Below are 17014 nucleotides of genomic sequence, written 5' to 3'. Positions count from 1 at the left end.
TATCTCCCTGGCAACGGTCCCGAACGCGGCGCCAAGGTCCGAAATGTCGCGGCCTCGGACGGTGCGGGCGATCGGCCCGTTAGTCGTACCGACCTCCGCCGCACCGCCCCTCCGAATGCGCCGGCCGTCCGCCCGCACCGACGTTAAGATATTGATTCAACTGGGGCGAATCACGGAATTGTCGCAAGCCCCTGGGGCGAGATCCTCACACATCGATTCAAGCTGCGCGGATGCCGGCGACGCGCCGATCCTGCGCTTTTCCCGGCACGCGGTGATCCCGCGCCGCTTGACCGGCGTAGACAGGCCATGTGCTCGTTGATCCCGTGTCCTCGTTGCTTCCAAGTCCTCGTTGTTCCCAAGTCCTCGTTGCTTCCCTATCCAGGTTCGCCAGACCTATGAACACGCCCGCCGATCGCTCCTCAGGCCACGCCCCTGCCCTGCTGTGGTTCCGCGACGATCTCAGGCTCGCGGACAATCCGGCCCTGCGCAAAGCGCTTGATACGGGCGCGCCGCTCATCGCGCTCTATATTCTGGAAGAAGGAAAGGACGCGCCACGGCTGCCGGGCGGCGCGGCGCGCTGGTGGCTGCACCACAGCCTCGCGGCCCTCGCTTCGGCGATCGCCGACAAAGGGGGCCGTCTCATCCTGCGGCGTGGACGGGCACTCGATATCCTGCCGCGCCTCTGTGCCGAGGCCGGAGTCAGCGCGGTGTTCTGGAACCGGCGCTACGAGCCGGCCGCAGTGGCCGTCGACACCGCCGTCAAGGCCGCGCTGACGGCGGCCGGCATCGAGGTCCACAGCCTGCAGGCCAATCTTCTGGCCGAGCCCTTCGCCCTCAAGAACAAGGCCGGCACGCCTTTCAAGGTCTATACGCCCTTCGCCAGGGCCTTGCGCGCCCTGGGCGCACCGCGAGCCCCCCTGCCGGCTCCAAGCGCCCTGCCGGATGGGCCCCGCGATATCGCCTCCGACCGGCTGGAGGACTGGGGCCTTCTTCCCGGTCAGAAGCCCAATCCGAAACCAGACTGGGCGGCAGGGCTGCGCGCCGCGTGGCAGCCCGGCGAGGCGGGTGCCGCCGCCCGGCTGAAGGATTTTCTCGACAATGGCCTCAAGGGCTATGCAGAGGGGCGGGATTGTCCGGCCAAGCGCCATGTCTCCGGGTTGTCCCCGCATCTCAGGTCCGGCGAGATCAGCCCGTTCCAGGTCTGGCATGCCGCGGCTCATGCGCGGGAGGCGGGCGCGGCCCCGGAGCGCGACATCGAGAAATTCCTGTCCGAGCTCATCTGGCGTGAATTCTGCGCCAGCCTCGCCTTCCACCAGCCGGACATCGCGACAGAACCGCTCGATTCCGCCTTCCGGGCTATGCCCTGGCGCGACGATACCGCCGGCGAGGCCGCCTGGCGGCGCGGGCAGACCGGCTATCCCCTCGTCGATGCCGGCATGCGCCAGCTCTGGCATGAGGGGACCGTCCACAACCGCGTGCGAATGGTCGTCGCGTCTTTCCTCATCAAGCACCTTGGTATCGACTGGCGGCGTGGCGAAGAATGGCTGTGGGATACCCTCGTGGATGCGGATGCCGCCTCCAACCCCGCCAACTGGCAATGGGTCGCCGGTTGCGGCGCCGATGCCGCGCCCTATGTGCGCGTGTTCAACCCCATCCTCCAGGGCGAGCGCTTCGACGCGGCCGGCGCCTATGTCCGCCGCTGGGTGCCGGAACTCGCCGGCCTCCCCGACAAATGGCTACACAAGCCCTGGGCGGCGCCCGCCGACGTGCTGGAGAAGGCGGGCGTCACGCTCGGCGAGAGCTATCCGAAGCCCATCGTCGACCACGACGCCGCCCGCCGGCGCGCGCGCGATGCCTATGAGCATGTGCGCGGGGCACGGACGGCGGACTAGGCCTGATCAGGCAAACAGCCGTCGGTTCGCCTTGACCTCGGCCGCAATGAAGTCCGCCACGGCGGTGACGCGCCGCAGCTTCTGGCCCTCGGCATGCATCACGAGCCAGTAGCTGCGCGAGAAGCTGATATCCGGCAGGATGCGCACCAGCTCGAGATAGCGGCGGGCGGCATAATCATGAAGCACGCCGATGCCGACGCCCGCGCGGACAGCTTCCATCTGGCCGGTGACGCTGGCGCATTCGAAGCGCCGCGAGGTCGCGGCCGCAAGATCGGCGGAATAATCCAGCGCCCGGCTGAACATGAGGTCGTCGACATAGGTGATCAGCGTATGGGCGGCGAGATCGTCGCGCGTCGCAAGCGGAGGAGCTTTGTCGAGATAGCTGCGCGCGGCATAGACACCGAGGCCGTAGTCGGTGAGGCTGCGCGAGACGAGGCGCCCCTTCTCCGGGCGCTCCAAAGTGACGGCGATATCCGCCTCGCGCTTCGACAGGGAGAAGGTGCGCGGCAGCGGCACGAGCTGGATGACAAGGTCCGGGTGGCGCGCGATGAAGGGGCCGAAACGCTCGGCCAGGAAATAGGTGCCGAAGCCATCGGGTGCGCCGACGCGCACGGCCCCCGCCAGTGCGAGATCCGCATTGGCGAGCGCGGCCTGCACCTCCGCCATCTCATGCTCGACCCGCTCGGCAACGCTTAGAAAATGCTCGCCGGCCGGGGTCAGGACACAGCCAAGCGTGCTGCGCTCCACCAGCTTCGTCTTCAGCGATGCCTCAAGCGCCGCGAGCCGCCGGCTGACCGTCGCGTGGTCGAGCCCCAGGCGGCGGGCGGCGCCGAGCATCTGGCCGGAACGCGCGACGGCGAGAAATACGCGGGCATGGTCCCAGTCCAATCACGTTCCTCCTGATGGTGTCACACCTGTCCCCCTCACCCGGCGCATGGCAACACGGCTGTTGCCGTGTTGCCGATCGAGATAGCGCCAAGTCGGCAACACCCGACTTGGCGAGCCGACCTCTCCCCACCGGGGAGAGGTGACGCGCGGCCTTCACGGACGAAGCCCGGGAAGGGAATCCATGACCACGACGGCGCCACATAAGGAACTGACGGTGTTCATGGATTCCGGGCCCGCCGCTACGCGGCGCCCCGGAATGACAGGCGTGAGGCCAAGACGCCACGCCGGTGGACAAGGCGAGGACGACGTCACCTTACGCCAAATTCTGCAATTTGAATGCGAAATATTCGCCATTGCTGTGCATGACTTGAGCGAGCACGCTCCTACCCAGGATTGATGGCAGTCTGGCGCGGGCTATCGCCATTCTGCGGGACACATCCGAACCAGTGATCGGGAGGAGAAACCCATGAACACCATCGGACATTTCATCGGCGGCAAGACGGTCGCCGGCACGTCGGGGCGCTTCTCGGACGTCTATGAGCCCATGACAGGCGAAGTGCAGGCCAAAGTGACGCTCGCCTCGAAGGCGGAACTGCGCGCGGCCGTCGAGAATGCCAAGGCCGCCCAGCCGGCCTGGGGCGCCACCAATCCGCAGCGCCGCGCCCGCGTGATGATGAAGTTCCTCGACCTCTTGAACAAGGAATACGACAGCCTGGCCGAACTCCTGGCGCGCGAGCATGGCAAGACCATTCCCGACGCCAAGGGCGACATCCAGCGTGGTCTCGAGGTGGTGGAATTCGCCTGCGGCATCCCGCATCTCATGAAGGGCGAATATACCGAGGGCGCCGGCCCGTCGATCGACGTCTATTCCATGCGCCAGCCGCTCGGGGTGGTCGCCGGCATCACGCCGTTCAACTTCCCGGCGATGATCCCCTTGTGGAAATGCGCCCCGGCGATCGCCTGCGGCAATGCCTTCATCCTGAAGCCGTCCGAGCGCGATCCCTCTGTGCCGATGCGCATCGCCGAGCTTTTCCTGGAGGCGGGACTGCCGGCCGGGATCCTCAATGTCGTCAACGGCGACAAGGAGGCGGTCGACGCGATCCTCGATGATCCCGACATCAAGGCCGTCGGCTTCGTCGGTTCCTCGCCCATCGCCGAATATATCTACGGCCGCGCCGCCTCCACCGGCAAGCGCGTGCAGTGCTTCGGCGGCGCCAAGAACCACATGATCATCATGCCCGACGCCGACATGGACCAGGCCGTCGATGCGCTCATCGGCGCGGGCTACGGCTCGGCGGGTGAGCGCTGCATGGCCGTCTCGGTCGCCGTGCCCGTCGGCAAGGCGACCGCCGACCGGCTGATGGACAAGCTCATTCCGCGCGTCGAAGGCCTCAAGATCGGCCCGTCCACGGACCTCACCGCCGACTACGGGCCGCTCGTCAGCAAGGCGCATCTCGAGAAGGTGAAGGACTACATCGACCTCGGCGTGAGGGAAGGCGCCAAGCTCGCCGTCGACGGGCGCGGCTTCACCATGCAAGGCTACGAGAACGGCTTCTATCTCGGCGGCTGCCTGTTCGACGACGTGACGCCCGACATGCGGATCTACAAGGAAGAGATCTTCGGGCCGGTGCTCTCGGTGGTGCGGGCCAAGGACTATGCCGAGGCGCTGCGGCTGCCCACCGAGCATGAATACGGCAACGGTGTCGCCATCTTCACCCGCGACGGCGACGCCGCACGCGACTTTGCCGCCAGGGTCGAAGTCGGCATGGTCGGCATCAACGTGCCGATCCCCGTGCCGATCGCCTATTACACCTTCGGTGGCTGGAAGCGCTCTGGCTTCGGCGATCTCAACCAGCACGGCCCGGATTCGATCCGCTTCTACACGAAGACGAAAACCGTCACCTCGCGCTGGCCTTCCGGCGTCAAGGAAGGTGCGGAGTTCTCCATCCCGACGATGGGGTGAAGGCATCCCAACCTCGCTGCGGGGTGAAATGCAGTTTCTGGATCCCCTTCCCGACCGGCTTCGCCGGTCGCCGGGGATGACACGCCGGCAGGTCGTGGCTGGGTGTCATTCCCGGCGGCGCGTAGCGCCGGGAAGGGAATCCACAACCACCGCTCACTTTTCGATGACCGACGATATTCATGGCTTCCGGGTCCGCGCTTGTCGCGCGTCCCGGAATGGCCAATCGCGCCCCTACTCCGCCGCCTGCAGGTAGTCCTCAATAGGCGGGCAGGAGCAGACGAGGTTGCGGTCGCCATAGGCGTTGTCGACGCGGTTGACCGGCGACCAATACTTGTCCTGGCGCTGCGCGCCTTGCGGGAAAGCGCCTTCGGCCCGGCTGTAGGGACGGTTCCAGTTGTCGTCGGCGAGGTCATGCACCGTATGCGGCGCATGGCGCAGCGGGCTCTCCGCGACCGGCCAGCGCCCCTCCTCCACCGCGCGGATCTCGCCGCGGATGGCGATCATCGCCTCGATGAAGCGGTCGAGCTCGTGCTTTGATTCCGATTCCGTCGGCTCGATCATCAGCGTGCCCGGCACGGGGAAGCTCATGGTCGGCGCGTGGAAGCCGAAGTCGATCAGGCGCTTGGCGACATCGTCGACGGTAACGCCCGATGTCTCCTTGAGCGGGCGCAGATCCAGGATGCACTCATGCGCGACGCGTCCATTGGTGCCGGAATAGAGCACGGGATAGTGCTCATTAAGGCGCGCGGCGATGTAATTGGCGTTGAGGATCGCGACCGAGGTCGCGAGTTCGAGCCCCTCGCCGCCCATCATCAGCATATAGGCCCAGGAGATCGGCAGGATCGACGCCGAGCCGAAGGGCGCGGCCGAGACCGGGCCGACGACCCCGCCGAGGTCGGGGCGCTCGGGGTGTCCCGGCAGGAACGGGGCGAGATGCGCCTTCACGCCGATGGGACCGACGCCCGGACCGCCACCGCCATGCGGGATGCAGAAGGTCTTGTGCAGGTTGAGGTGGCTGACGTCGGCGCCGTATTTGCCGGGCTGCGAGAGGCCGACCTGCGCGTTGAGATTGGCGCCGTCGAGATAGACCTGGCCGCCGTTGGCATGGACCACGTCGCAGATGTCGCGGATATGCTCCTCGAACACGCCGTGGGTCGAGGGATAGGTGATCATGATCGCCGCGAGGTCGTCGCGATGCGCCTCGGCCTTGGCGGTGAGATCGCCGAGATCGACGTTGCCGGCGGCATCACAGGCGACAACCACCACCTCCATGCCGACCATCTGCGCGGAGGCCGGATTGGTGCCATGCGCCGACGACGGAATAAGGCAGACCCGACGATGACCCTCGCCGCGGCTGAGGTGATAGGCGCGGATGGCGAGGAGGCCGGCATATTCGCCCTGGGCGCCGGAATTCGGCTGCAGGGACACCGCGTCATAGCCCGTCACCTCGACGAGCTTGGCCTCGAGGTCGGCGATCATCGCGGCATAGCCCTTCGCCTGCTCGGCCGGCACGAAGGGATGGAGCGAGGAAAAGGCCGGCCAGGTGATCGGGATCATCTCGGCCGTGGCGTTCAGCTTCATGGTGCAGGAGCCGAGCGGGATCATGGCGCGGTCGAGCGCGAGGTCCCTGTCGGAGAGCTTGCGCATATAGCGCAGAAGCTCCGTCTCGGAACGATAGCGGTGGAAGACCGGATGCGTCAGATAGGGCGACTGGCGCAAGAGCGCCCGCGGCAGCTTGGCCTCGGCGAGCACGCTGCCGTAGCGCATGGAGCCGCCGAAGGCCGCCCATACGGCCTCGACGGTCGCCTCGGTCGAGGTCTCATCAAGGCTGATGCCGATCAACCCGGCATCACCGGGGTAGACACGCAGATTGATTCGGGCGTCGCGGGCGCGGGCGATGATCTCGTCGCGGCGGCTGCCCGCCCTGACGGTGACCGTGTCAAAGAAAGCCCCTTGCTCGACCGCATGGCCGATCTGCGAAAGACCCGCCGCCAGCCGTGCCGTCTTGGCATGCACGCTTTCGGCGATCGCCTTCAGCCCCTCCGGGCCATGATAGACCGCGTACATCGAGGCGATGACGGCGAGCAGCACCTGGGCCGTGCAGATGTTGGACGTCGCCTTCTCGCGGCGGATGTGCTGCTCGCGGGTCTGCAGCGCGAGGCGATAGGCGGGTGCGCCACGCGCGTCCACGGACACCCCGACGAGGCGGCCGGGAAGCGAGCGCTTGTAGGCGTCGCGGGTGGCCATATAGGCCGCATGCGGGCCACCGAAGCCCATCGGCACGCCGAAGCGCTGGCTCGTGCCGACGGCGAGGTCAGCGCCGAGGTCGCCCGGAGACGCAAGAACGGTCAAGGCGAGCAGATCGGCCGCGACGACGGCCAGCCCGCCCGCGCCCTTCACCGCCGCGATCGACGCCCTGAAATCGCGCACGTGACCATCGGTGCCGGGGTACTGGAAAATGGCGCCGAAGACGGCGGCCGGATGGAGATCCTTCTCGGGATCGCCGACGATGACCTCGAAGCCGAGCGGCGCGGCGCGGGTGCGGATGACCGCGATGGTCTGCGGATGGCAGCCGGCATCGACGAAGAAGGCATTGGCCTTCGATTTCGCGACGCGCTTGGCCATGGTCATGGCTTCGGCGGCAGCCGTCGCCTCGTCGAGCAGCGAGGCATTGGCCACGTCGAGGCCCGTGAGGTCGGCGATCATGGTCTGGAAATTGACCAGCGCCTCGAGCCGCCCCTGGCTGATTTCCGGCTGGTAGGGCGTGTAGGCCGTGTACCAGGCGGGATTTTCGAGGATGTTGCGCTGGATGACGGCCGGCAGCACCGTGTCGTAGTAGCCCTGTCCGATCAGCGAGGTGAAGACCTCGTTCTGGGCGGCCACACGACCGAGTTCGGCCAGAGCCTCGCGCTCCGTCAGTCCGCGCCCGAAATCGAGCGGCTTGTCCTGGCGGATGGAGCGCGGCACGGTCTCGCCGATCAGGCCGTCAAGGCTGCCGCCGCCGACGGTCTGCAACATCGAGGCGATATCCGCCGCGGACGGGCCGATATGGCGGCGGGCAAAGCCGGACTCCGTCCGGCTGAGGAGAATTTCGGGATCGGTCATCAATGACACCTCGGGCGCAGGTCGGGCGGCTCAAAATGGGTGAACCCCGGACAGCCTTCGCTCCTCAGGAAGCACCATGAGCCGACAGCGAAGAAAGCCGTCGGGAATCATGGCTGACCTCCTTCGGCCTCGCGGCCTCCGTGGCGCCCCATCTGTTTCTTTGCCTGAGAGCGTTATCCCGTCGGCGGACGCGCAAGCCCCACAAGGCCCTGCGTCTCTTTCCAGATGTCGTCAAGCGGCAGCGGTCCTTTTGCCTGAGAGATTCCGGGGCGGTTGCTCCTTCGGCGCTCGACCGTGAAGTCGAGTCTCTCCCGCTGCTGCTGGCTGCAAGCTACTCAAAACAGCCAGGAAGTCAAAAGCCGGGTTGGGGGCCGGCCGTCAAGTCCCCATCAATCTCGCTGTCGGTCCCTGAACCGCGGCGGGACGATGAGCGGCGCGGCCGCACAAATCCATGCCGGCTGAGCCGCGCCAGCCCGACCACCGGCAAGAAGCCGACCAGCACAATGAGCAGGGCAGCGACCGCCCCGTCCTCATAGGTGCCGCGTGAAGCCTCCGCATAGAGCTGGGTGGCGAGCGTCTCGAAGTCAAGCGGCCGCAACAACAGGGTGGCCGGCAGTTCCTTCATGCAATCGACGAAGATCAGGATGGCCGCAGAGGCCATCGCCGGCCATAGCAGCGGCAGATGGATGCGCCTGATGAGGCCACCGGAATAGGCACCGAGCGTGCGGGCCGCATCGTCAAGGGTCAGCGGCATCTTGGCGAGCCCTGCCTCCATCCCGCCGATGGCGAGCGCCAGAAAGCGCATGGCATAGGCATAAATGAGCGCGAAGACCGTCCCGGAGAAGATCAGCCCCGTCGACAGGCCGAGGCTGGCGCGCAAGGCAGCGTCGATCGCATTGTCGATGGTGGCGAGCGGCACCATGAGGCCAATGGCGAGCACGGTGCCGGGCACCGCATAGCCGAGGCTCGCGAGACGCGCCAGCATTCCCACCCGGCGCACCTCCCGCGGGCCGCGCTGGGCCGCCAGCCGGAGCGCCACGATGATCGCGGTGGCGAGCACGAGCGTCACCACGGTGGCGACGACGGCAAGCGACGCGGTGTTGCGGATGGCATCGACCAGATTGTGCGAGAAACCGGCGAAACGAAGCCGCCTGTAGGCCTCGTTGCAGAGGTGCAGCACCGGAATGAGGAAGCCGACGAGGACCGGGAGCGCCGCCATCGCCGTCGCGGTCACCGCCGCCCAGCCTTGAAGCCGCTTCGGCTTCAGGCGCCCGGGCTCGGCATCTGCATAATCCGCATGGCGACGGGCGATCCGCTCGACGACGACGAGGGTCATGACGACGGCGAGCATGAAGAGGGCGATCTGTGCCGCGCCGGCCAGGCTCCCGCGGTTAATCCAGGTGGTATAGATCGACACCGTCAAGGTCCTGACGCCGAGGAATTCCGACGCGCCGATGTCGTTAAGCGTCTCGAGCAGGGCAAGCGTCGTCCCAGCCACGATCGCCGGACGGGCGAGCGGGACGGCAATCGACAGGAAGGTCCGGAAACGTCCCGCGCCCAGCGAGTGGGAGGCCTCGACCACGCCCCCGGCCTGGACGAGGAAGGTCGCCCGCACTGAGGCATAGACATAAGGATAGAGGACGAAGCTCAGCAGAAGAATGCAGCCGCCCATCGAGCGGACGTCGGGAAAGCCGAGATCGCGCGGGCTGGTGATGCCGAGCGCGGCGCGCAGCAGGCTCTGCACGGGGCCGACGGGATGCAGGATGTCGAGATAGGCATAGGCAACGATATAGGTCGGCATCGCCAGCGGCAGCAGCAACGCCCATTCCAGCAGACGGCGGCCGGGAAAGTCATAGGCGACGACGAGCCACGCGAGGCCCGTCCCCATCGTCACGACGAGTATGCCGACGCCCGCGACCAGGATGGCCGTCTGGCGGATCGCCTCAGGCAGCACATAGGCGACGAGATGCGGCCAGACGCCCTCCGCCGCACCGCTCGCCACCGCGACGATCGCAAGGATCGGCGCGAGCACGATGAGGGCCACAGCCATCCCGGCCAAGCGCCAGCCACGCTCCGGCGCGCCGCGCGGCATCTGCCGCGGGGGGGGTCGGCTGGACATGGCGCCAGACCTATCGGTGGGCGTGGACGACCCGATGGACATTCAGGTGGCTCTGAAAGGCTCGAAGCCGCAGCCCTCCGTAGGGCCGCGGCTCGGATAGGGCACGGTGTCCCTCCCTGTCGCAGGAGGATGACCTGTCGCCACTAGTTGTCGAAGCCGACCTTGTCGGCGAGTTCGCTCGCCGCCTTGCGGTTCTTGCCGATGGCGGTGAGTTCGGCCGGATCGATCTTGAGCTCGCCGAAGCTGGCAATGATGGGATCAGCCTTCACGCCGGCCTTCACCGGATATTCGAAATTCGCCTTGGCATAGAGCTCCTGGGCCTCATCCGACACGAGGAACTCGAGCAGCTTCACGGCATTGGCGGCATGGGGGGCGTTCTTGGCGACGGCCGCGCCGGAAACATTCACATGCGTCCCGCCCTTCTCGAAGGTCGGCAGGATGACGTTGATGGCTTCGCCCCACTTGACCTGGTCAGGACCACCGGCGCCCGAACGCATCAGGCCGACATAGTAGGAATTGGCGAGGCCGACATCACAGATGCCGCCGAGGATGTCGCGGGCGACATCGCGGTCGCCGCCGCCGGCCTTGCGGGCGAGGTTCGCCTTCACGCCTTTCAGCCATTCTTCCGTCTTCGCCGCGCCGTCCTTGGCGATCATGTTGGCGATCAGGGCCGTGTTGTAGGGATGCTGGCCGGCGCGGATACAGACCTTGCCCTTCCATTTAGGATCGGCCAGATCCTCATAGGTGAAGGACTTGAGATCGGTGCGATCCTTGGAGGCGTAGAGCACGCGCGCGCGGGTGGACAGCGCGAACCAGCGGCCGTCGGCATCGCGCAGGTTGGCGGGGATGGCCGCATTCAGCGCGTCCGACTTCACCGGCTGCACGACGCCCTTGTCGACCAGATCGATGAGATTGCCGAAATCCACCGTCATCAGGACATCCGCGGGTGAATTCGCGCCCTCGGTCGCCACGCGCTCGGCCAAGCCGTCCTTGACGAACAGCGTCTTCACCTGGACGCCGCTCTTCTCGGTGAAGGCATCCAGCAACGGCTTGATGAGGCCCGGCTCACGGGTCGTATAGAGGGTCACTTCCTCGGCGGCCAGCGCGGCAGGCGAAACCCCTGCCGAAAAGCCTGCGATGCCTGCAAGGCAAGCAATCCGTACGATCCGATTGATGGACATGAATCCCTCCTGACCCGTTCCAATTCGCCGTTGAACCAAGACGCCGTCCCCAAACCGGGCGAAGACGGCGGGTTGCTTCTGCTTTGACGCCAACCAGCCGCGACGGCTCGCGATAAAGCCACCACGCCCGCAACGTGCCCGCATACAGACCCGGAAATGGTCACATTTCAGGCGCGAAAGCAACGCGCCATTCGCAATAATAGCCAATACAATGCACTTTAGATTTATTCTAAATCTACTCTAGGGAACTGGAAACATCAATCGCCGGCGCAATATACAGAGTTATTCGACGAATACATATTCTAAAACTTATAAATACATAATCAACCCGGCACTCCACCTTGCGAGGCTGGACATCCAACACGTCGGCTGCAAGCTCCCCCCTCTTCACAAACCGGTGTGGACACCGCCGCATTCTGCGCAAAACCCGCCGAAGCATGAGGCAACGCTCCTGCTGATCCTCAATTTACGCCTACTCCGCATCCAGGATGCATGATTTTCGGGCAATTCTCCCCACTTAAGCGAACGCTGCCTACGAATTAATCATATCAAATCACCGATCTATTCCGGGGTTTCCGCGCACCATGGCGGCGGACAGCACTTTCTCGGTGGAAACAGCCGCTGCTGCCCGATGGGAGCGCCCTCTCGAACCGCTGGCATAAGCCTTGCGAGTTTTCTCCCGCCAAACAATCCCGAGGTGGGAGACGTCAAACATGAAGAATGGCTTGAGACGTGCATGCGCCGCCCTTGCTCTTGCAGCAGGCCTGGCGATTTCGGGGGGAGCTCCTCACGCCGCCGACGACACCATCAAGGTCGGTGTCCTTCACTCCCTGTCCGGCACGATGGCGATCAGCGAAACAACGTTGAAAGACGTCATGCTGATGCTCATCGAAGAACAGAACAAGAAGGGCGGCGTTCTCGGCAAGAAACTGGAAGCGGTTGTCGTCGACCCCGCGTCCAACTGGCCGCTGTTTGCGGAGAAGGCCCGCGAACTTCTCACAAAGGACAAGGTCGCAGCCGTCTTCGGCGCCTGGACGTCCGTGTCGCGCAAATCGGTTCTGCCGGTCTTCGAGGAGTTGAACGGTATTCTCTTCTATCCCGTGCAATATGAAGGCGAGGAATCCTCGCGCAACATCTTCTATACCGGCGCTGCGCCGAACCAGCAGGCCATCCCCGCCGTCGACTATCTGATGGAGAACGAAGGCGTACAACGGTGGGTGCTGGCCGGCACCGACTATGTCTATCCGCGCACGACCAACAAGATCCTCGAGGCTTACCTTCAGCAGAAGGGCGTCAAGGCCGAGGACATCATGATCAACTACACGCCGTTCGGACATTCCGACTGGCAGACGATCGTGGCCGACATCAAGAAATTCGGCTCGGCGGGCAAGAAGACCGCCGTGGTCTCGACCATCAACGGTGATGCCAACGTGCCGTTCTACAAGGAACTCGCCAACCAGGGCATCAAGGCGACCGATATTCCGGTCGTTGCCTTCTCCGTCGGCGAGGAAGAACTGGCCGGCATCGACACCAAGCCGCTGGTCGGCCATCTCGCCGCCTGGAACTACTTCCAGTCCGTCGACGTGCCGGAGAACGCCGCGTTCATCAAGGCCTGGAAGGCCTTCACCAAGAACGACAAACGCGTTTCCAACGATCCGATGGAAGCGCACTATATCGGCTTCAACATGTGGGTTAAGGCCGTCGAGAAGGCGGGAACCACGGATCCGGACAAGGTGATCGATGCGCTCATCGGCGTCTCGGTGCCGAACCTGTCCGGCGGCTCTTCGGCGATGATGCCGAACCACCACATCACCAAGCCCGTCCTGATCGGCGAGATCCAGGATAACGGCCAGTTCAACATCGTCTCGCAGACGCCCGGCCTCGTCGTCGGCGACGAGTGGTCCGACTACCTGGAAGGCTCGAAGGACCTGATCTCCGACTGGAGAGCCCCCCTGTCCTGCGGCAATTTCAACGTCAAGACCGGCAAATGCGGCGGCCAGGGCGCGCAAGCGGCGGCGAAGTAACCGAAACGCGCTCCCCCGACATGCGGGGGAGCGCCCACAGTGAAACCGCTCACCTCTCGCCGACGAAAAGGCGCGTCGTGAAGCGCCGGTGAGGGGGAAATCTCCCTTCACCAGAGACTATTGTTCCTCATCACGCTGCCACTCTCCCGCGTGGAGAGGGACCCAAGTTCCCGATGGGATGGCTCCGCCATCCGGGAAAGGCCAAGCGGGCGGGCTCCCCATGTCTTCAATGATCAGGCTTCTATCGCTTCTTGGCATCCTCGTTGCCGCCGTCGTCCAGCCGGCACTGGCGCAGGACGCGAAGGCGACCTTCGCCACACTCGCCACGGACAACTACGCAGATATCGAGAAAGGCATCGGGGCCATTGCGGAAAGCGGCGCGCCGACCGCGGAAGCCGTGCTCAACGCGCTCGGTGACAACCGCCTGCTCTACCGCCCCTCCGACAAGGCTCTGTTCTACAAGGACGCGAGCGGGGCCTTTCACGACGCCGCCACCGGCGCGGTCGTCACACCAGCACCAACCGGCCTCAAGCCGGTGCGCCTCAACAACCGGGTGCGCCGCGCCGTGGAAGCGGCCGTCGGCACGCTGACCCTCATGTCGCCGGAAGCCGCCAAGCGGCGCCAGGCGGCCGAGGCCGTCTTCCGCTCACGCGATGCGGCGACGTTACCGGCACTCGCCAAGGCGATCGCGGCCGAGCGCGACGACGGCGTGAAACAGGCGCTGCGCCAGGCCCAGGCGGCCATTTTCCTCACCGCCGACGGCATCGCGGATTCCGACCGGATCGCGGCCGTCGATATCGTGGCGGCCCGCGGCGACCAGGATGCCCGCTCCATGCTCATCCAGGTCGCGGGGCGCGGTTCGCCGGTGCTCAAACTCGCGGCCGAAACCGCCATCGAGGCGATCGATCGCCGGCTTGCCATCGCCGCGACCGTCCAGAATATCTGGTATGGCCTGTCGCTGGGCTCCGTGCTGCTGCTGGCCGCCATCGGCCTTGCCATCACCTTCGGCGTGATGGGCATCATCAACATGGCGCATGGCGAGATGGTGATGATCGGCGCCTACACCACCTTCGTGGTGCAGGAGATCTGCCGCACCCGTTTCCCCGGTCTGTTCGACTGGTCGCTGCCCGTCGCCCTGCCGCTCGCCTTCCTCGTCGCGGGCGGCGTCGGCGCGCTCATCGAGCGCCTGGTGATCCGCCATCTCTACGGCCGGCCGCTGGAAACGCTGCTCGCGACCTGGGGCATCAGCCTTATCCTGCAGCAGGCGGTGCGTTCGATCTTCGGACCGACGAACCGTGAAGTGGGCGCGCCATCCTATATGTCGGGCGCCTTCGACGTCATGGGCGTGACGATCACCTACGGCCGGCTGTGGATCGTTATCTTCAGCCTCTTTGTCTTCCTCGGCCTCATCGCCGTGCTGAAGCTCACGCCCTTCGGCCTCAGGATGCGCGCCGTCACCCAGAACCGGCGCATGGCCTCCGCGATGGGCATTCGCACGCCGCGAGTCGACATGCTGGCCTTCGCGCTCGGTTCCGGCATCGCCGGCATCGCCGGGGTGGCGCTGTCGCAGATCGACAATGTCTCGCCCAATCTCGGCCAGAGCTACATCATCGATTCCTTCATGGTCGTGGTCTTCGGCGGCGTCGGCAATCTCTGGGGAACCTTCGTCTCGGCGCTCACGCTCGGGGTCGCCAACAAGTTCCTCGAGCCCTACGCGGGTGCCGTGCTCGGCAAGATCCTGCTTCTCGTCTTCCTGATCCTGTTCATCCAGAAACGGCCGCGCGGGCTCTTCGCCCTCAAGGGCCGGTCGGTGGAAGCCTGATGATGACCCGCCAGCCTTTCATACTCACGCTGATCGACGGCAAAGGGCGGATTTTCCTCGGCATTCTCGTGGCCGTGACCGTCCTCGTGGCGGCCTCGAACCTCATGCTGCCGCCGACATCCGCCCTGCATGTGCCAACCTATGCCGTGTCGCTGATGGGCAAATATCTCTGCTATGCCCTGCTCGCCGTCGCCCTCGATCTCGTCTGGGGCTACTGCGGCATCCTCTCGCTCGGGCACGGCGCTTTCTTCGCGCTGGGTGGCTATGCCATGGGCATGTATCTCATGCGGCAGATCGGCACCCGCGGCGTCTACGGCAACCCGGTGCTGCCGGATTTCATGGTGTTCCTGAACTGGCAGGAGCTGCCGTGGTACTGGTACGGCTTCTCCTCCTTCCCCTTCGCGATGCTGATGGTGGTGCTGGTTCCGGGGCTTCTCGCCTTCGTCTTCGGCTGGCTCGCCTTCCGCTCGCGGGTCACGGGCGTCTACCTGTCGATCATCACCCAGGCGATGACCTTTGCCCTGCTGCTCGCCTTCTTCCGCAACGACATGGGATTCGGCGGCAACAACGGCCTCACCGATTTCAAGGACCTGCTCGGCTTCAACATCCAGGCGCAGGGCATGCGCGTCACGCTCTTTTCCGTCAGCGCGCTGGCGCTGGCGCTCGGCTATCTCGTCGCGCGCGTCATGGTGACCTCCACCTATGGCAAGGTGCTGATCGCCATCCGCGATGCGGAATCGCGGGCGCGCTTCCTCGGCTATCGTGTCGAGCACTACAAGCTCCTCGCCTTCACCGTCTCGGCGATGATGGCCGGCATTGCAGGCGCGCTCTATGTGCCGCAGGTCGGCATCATCAACCCGCAGGAATTCGCGCCGGCCAATTCGATCGAGGCGGTCATCTGGGTCGCCGTCGGTGGTCGGGGCACGCTCGTCGGGGCGGCGCTCGGCGCGGTGGTCGTGAATTTCGCCAAGACATGGCTCACCGGCGCCCTGCCGGAGATCTGGCTCTTCGCGCTCGGCGCCCTGTTCGTGGTGGTGACCCTCTATATGCCCAAAGGCATTCTGGGCCTCTTCCAGACATTCACCCGCCGCCGCCGCGCCGATGATGGCGTGGCCGGCACGCCCGTGCCCCAGCCGGCAGCGGAGTAAGCACGATGCTCAACACCACGCTGACCAGCGCGCTGCTCTATCTCGACGGCGTCAATGTCACTTTCGACGGGTTCCGGGCCTTGAACAACCTGTCGCTTGCGCTCGCCCCCAACGAGATGCGCGCCATCATCGGGCCGAACGGCGCCGGAAAAACCACGATGATGGACGTGATCACCGGCAAGACACGGCCCGACGAGGGGGACGTCATGTTCGGCGGCACCGTCGATCTCACCAAGCTCGACGAGGCGGCGATCGCCGAACTCGGCATCGGCCGGAAATTCCAGAAGCCGACCGTCTTCGAGAGCCACACCGTTGCCGACAATATACGGCTCGCCCTGAAGGGCGAGCGCGGCCCCTGGTCCGCCTTGTTCGGCGCCCGCAACCACATCGCGGATGAGAACATCGACAAGGTCCTGGAAAAAGTCCGGCTGATCGAGCATCGCGAACGACCGGCCGCCGACCTCAGCCACGGCCAGAAGCAATGGCTCGAGATCGCCATGCTGCTCGCCCAGGACCCGAAGCTCCTCCTCGTCGACGAGCCGGTGGCCGGCATGACGGATGCCGAAACGGAGGAGACTGCGCGTTTGCTGCGTGAGATCGCGCAGGATCATACGGTCATCGTCGTGGAGCACGACATGGCCTTCGTCCGCGACCTCGACTGCAAGGTCACGGTGCTGCACGAGGGCTCGGTGCTGGCGGAGGGCTCCATCGACACGGTTTCCGCCAACGAGCGCGTCATCGAAGTCTATCTGGGGCGGTGAGATGGCATTGAGCATTGATGGGGAGCGCTACGGCCTTGCCCCTCCCCCTTGCGGGGAGGGGTCGGGGGTGGGAGCCGTTGGGCAACGGTCGGATAAAGATAAACCTCCCCT

The 17014-nt window shown here is 65.4% G+C and carries 11 protein-coding genes and 1 riboswitch; of the genes, 7 read left to right on the top strand and 4 right to left on the bottom strand.

The window, feature by feature from the left end:
* The first annotated feature begins 395 nt into the window (after positions 1-395).
* Positions 396-1892 carry a cryptochrome/photolyase family protein gene (locus tag C7450_RS29460; RefSeq protein ID WP_110378072.1) on the top strand — a complete coding sequence of 499 codons (1497 nt, stop codon included), beginning with the start codon at positions 396-398 and terminating at the stop codon, positions 1890-1892.
* Positions 1893-1898: 6 nt separating this feature from the next.
* Here the strand turns inward: C7450_RS29460 and C7450_RS29455 are convergent, their stop codons facing one another.
* A complete protein-coding gene (locus C7450_RS29455) occupies positions 1899-2780 on the bottom strand; it encodes a LysR family transcriptional regulator (protein WP_110378071.1) in 882 nt (293 codons plus the stop codon).
* A gap of 181 nt (positions 2781-2961) precedes the next feature.
* On the opposite strand from C7450_RS29455, the gene C7450_RS29450 reads away from it, so the two are divergent.
* Together C7450_RS29450 and C7450_RS29445 are read left to right on the top strand one after the other, a co-directional pair.
* A complete protein-coding gene (locus C7450_RS29450) occupies positions 2962-3177 on the top strand; it encodes a hypothetical protein (protein WP_110378070.1) in 216 nt (71 codons plus the stop codon).
* 69 nt (positions 3178-3246) lie between these two features.
* Positions 3247-4743 (top strand): CoA-acylating methylmalonate-semialdehyde dehydrogenase, encoded by a 1497-nt coding sequence (locus C7450_RS29445; protein ID WP_110378069.1) that lies wholly within the window; start codon positions 3247-3249, stop codon positions 4741-4743.
* A gap of 231 nt (positions 4744-4974) precedes the next feature.
* Here C7450_RS29445 and gcvP read toward each other — a convergent pair whose 3' ends face one another.
* The 3 genes from gcvP to C7450_RS29430 all read right to left on the bottom strand — a co-directional run bounded on the left by gcvP (position 4975) and on the right by C7450_RS29430 (position 11142).
* Positions 4975-7848: an aminomethyl-transferring glycine dehydrogenase gene (gcvP, locus tag C7450_RS29440; RefSeq protein WP_110378068.1), complete on the bottom strand. Its 2874-nt coding sequence runs from the start codon at positions 7846-7848 to the stop codon at positions 4975-4977.
* A 232-nt stretch (positions 7849-8080) separates the two neighbouring features.
* A riboswitch (glycine riboswitch) is annotated at positions 8081-8172 on the bottom strand.
* Positions 8173-8200: 28 nt separating this feature from the next.
* Positions 8201-9967 (bottom strand): ABC transporter permease, encoded by a 1767-nt coding sequence (locus tag C7450_RS29435; RefSeq protein ID WP_245450215.1) that lies wholly within the window; start codon positions 9965-9967, stop codon positions 8201-8203.
* 143 nt (positions 9968-10110) lie between these two features.
* Positions 10111-11142, bottom strand: a complete 1032-nt coding sequence (locus C7450_RS29430; protein WP_210206575.1) for a Fe(3+) ABC transporter substrate-binding protein — start codon at positions 11140-11142, stop codon at positions 10111-10113.
* A gap of 719 nt (positions 11143-11861) precedes the next feature.
* Between C7450_RS29430 and urtA the strand changes: the two genes are divergently transcribed.
* The 4 genes from urtA to urtD all read left to right on the top strand — a co-directional run bounded on the left by urtA (position 11862) and on the right by urtD (position 16903).
* Positions 11862-13172 (top strand): urea ABC transporter substrate-binding protein, encoded by a 1311-nt coding sequence (gene urtA, locus C7450_RS29425; RefSeq protein WP_110378065.1) that lies wholly within the window; start codon positions 11862-11864, stop codon positions 13170-13172.
* A gap of 229 nt (positions 13173-13401) precedes the next feature.
* Entirely contained in the window at positions 13402-14994 is a 1593-nt protein-coding gene (gene urtB / locus C7450_RS29420) for an urea ABC transporter permease subunit UrtB (protein ID WP_110378064.1), read from the top strand.
* 2 nt (positions 14995-14996) lie between these two features.
* Positions 14997-16142 (top strand): urea ABC transporter permease subunit UrtC, encoded by a 1146-nt coding sequence (urtC, locus tag C7450_RS29415; protein ID WP_110378153.1) that lies wholly within the window; start codon positions 14997-14999, stop codon positions 16140-16142.
* A gap of 5 nt (positions 16143-16147) precedes the next feature.
* Entirely contained in the window at positions 16148-16903 is a 756-nt protein-coding gene (gene urtD, locus C7450_RS29410) for an urea ABC transporter ATP-binding protein UrtD (RefSeq protein WP_110378063.1), read from the top strand.
* Positions 16904-17014: the final 111 nt, after the last annotated feature.

It is taken from the genome of Chelatococcus asaccharovorans (genome assembly GCF_003201475.1).
Lineage (GTDB): Bacteria > Pseudomonadota > Alphaproteobacteria > Rhizobiales > Beijerinckiaceae > Chelatococcus > Chelatococcus asaccharovorans.
The sequence above is the reverse complement of the archived record's forward strand: the minus strand, read 5'-3'. Positions and strand labels throughout refer to the sequence as shown.

Bases quoted from the DNA above. Each gene is read 5' to 3' on its own strand.
- C7450_RS29445 (WP_110378069.1), top strand. From the start codon at position 3,247: ATGAACACCATCGGACATTTCATCGGCGGCAAGACGGTCGCCGGCACG.
- gcvP (WP_110378068.1), bottom strand. From the start codon at position 7,848: ATGACCGATCCCGAAATTCTCCTCAGCCGGACGGAGTCCGGCTTTGCC.
- C7450_RS29450 (WP_110378070.1), top strand. From the start codon at position 2,962: ATGACCACGACGGCGCCACATAAGGAACTGACGGTGTTCATGGATTCC.
- urtA (WP_110378065.1), top strand. From the start codon at position 11,862: ATGAAGAATGGCTTGAGACGTGCATGCGCCGCCCTTGCTCTTGCAGCA.
- urtC (WP_110378153.1), top strand. From the start codon at position 14,997: ATGACCCGCCAGCCTTTCATACTCACGCTGATCGACGGCAAAGGGCGG.
- C7450_RS29460 (WP_110378072.1), top strand. From the start codon at position 396: ATGAACACGCCCGCCGATCGCTCCTCAGGCCACGCCCCTGCCCTGCTG.
- urtB (WP_110378064.1), top strand. From the start codon at position 13,402: ATGATCAGGCTTCTATCGCTTCTTGGCATCCTCGTTGCCGCCGTCGTC.
- urtD (WP_110378063.1), top strand. From the start codon at position 16,148: ATGCTCAACACCACGCTGACCAGCGCGCTGCTCTATCTCGACGGCGTC.
- C7450_RS29435 (WP_245450215.1), bottom strand. From the start codon at position 9,967: ATGTCCAGCCGACCCCCCCCGCGGCAGATGCCGCGCGGCGCGCCGGAG.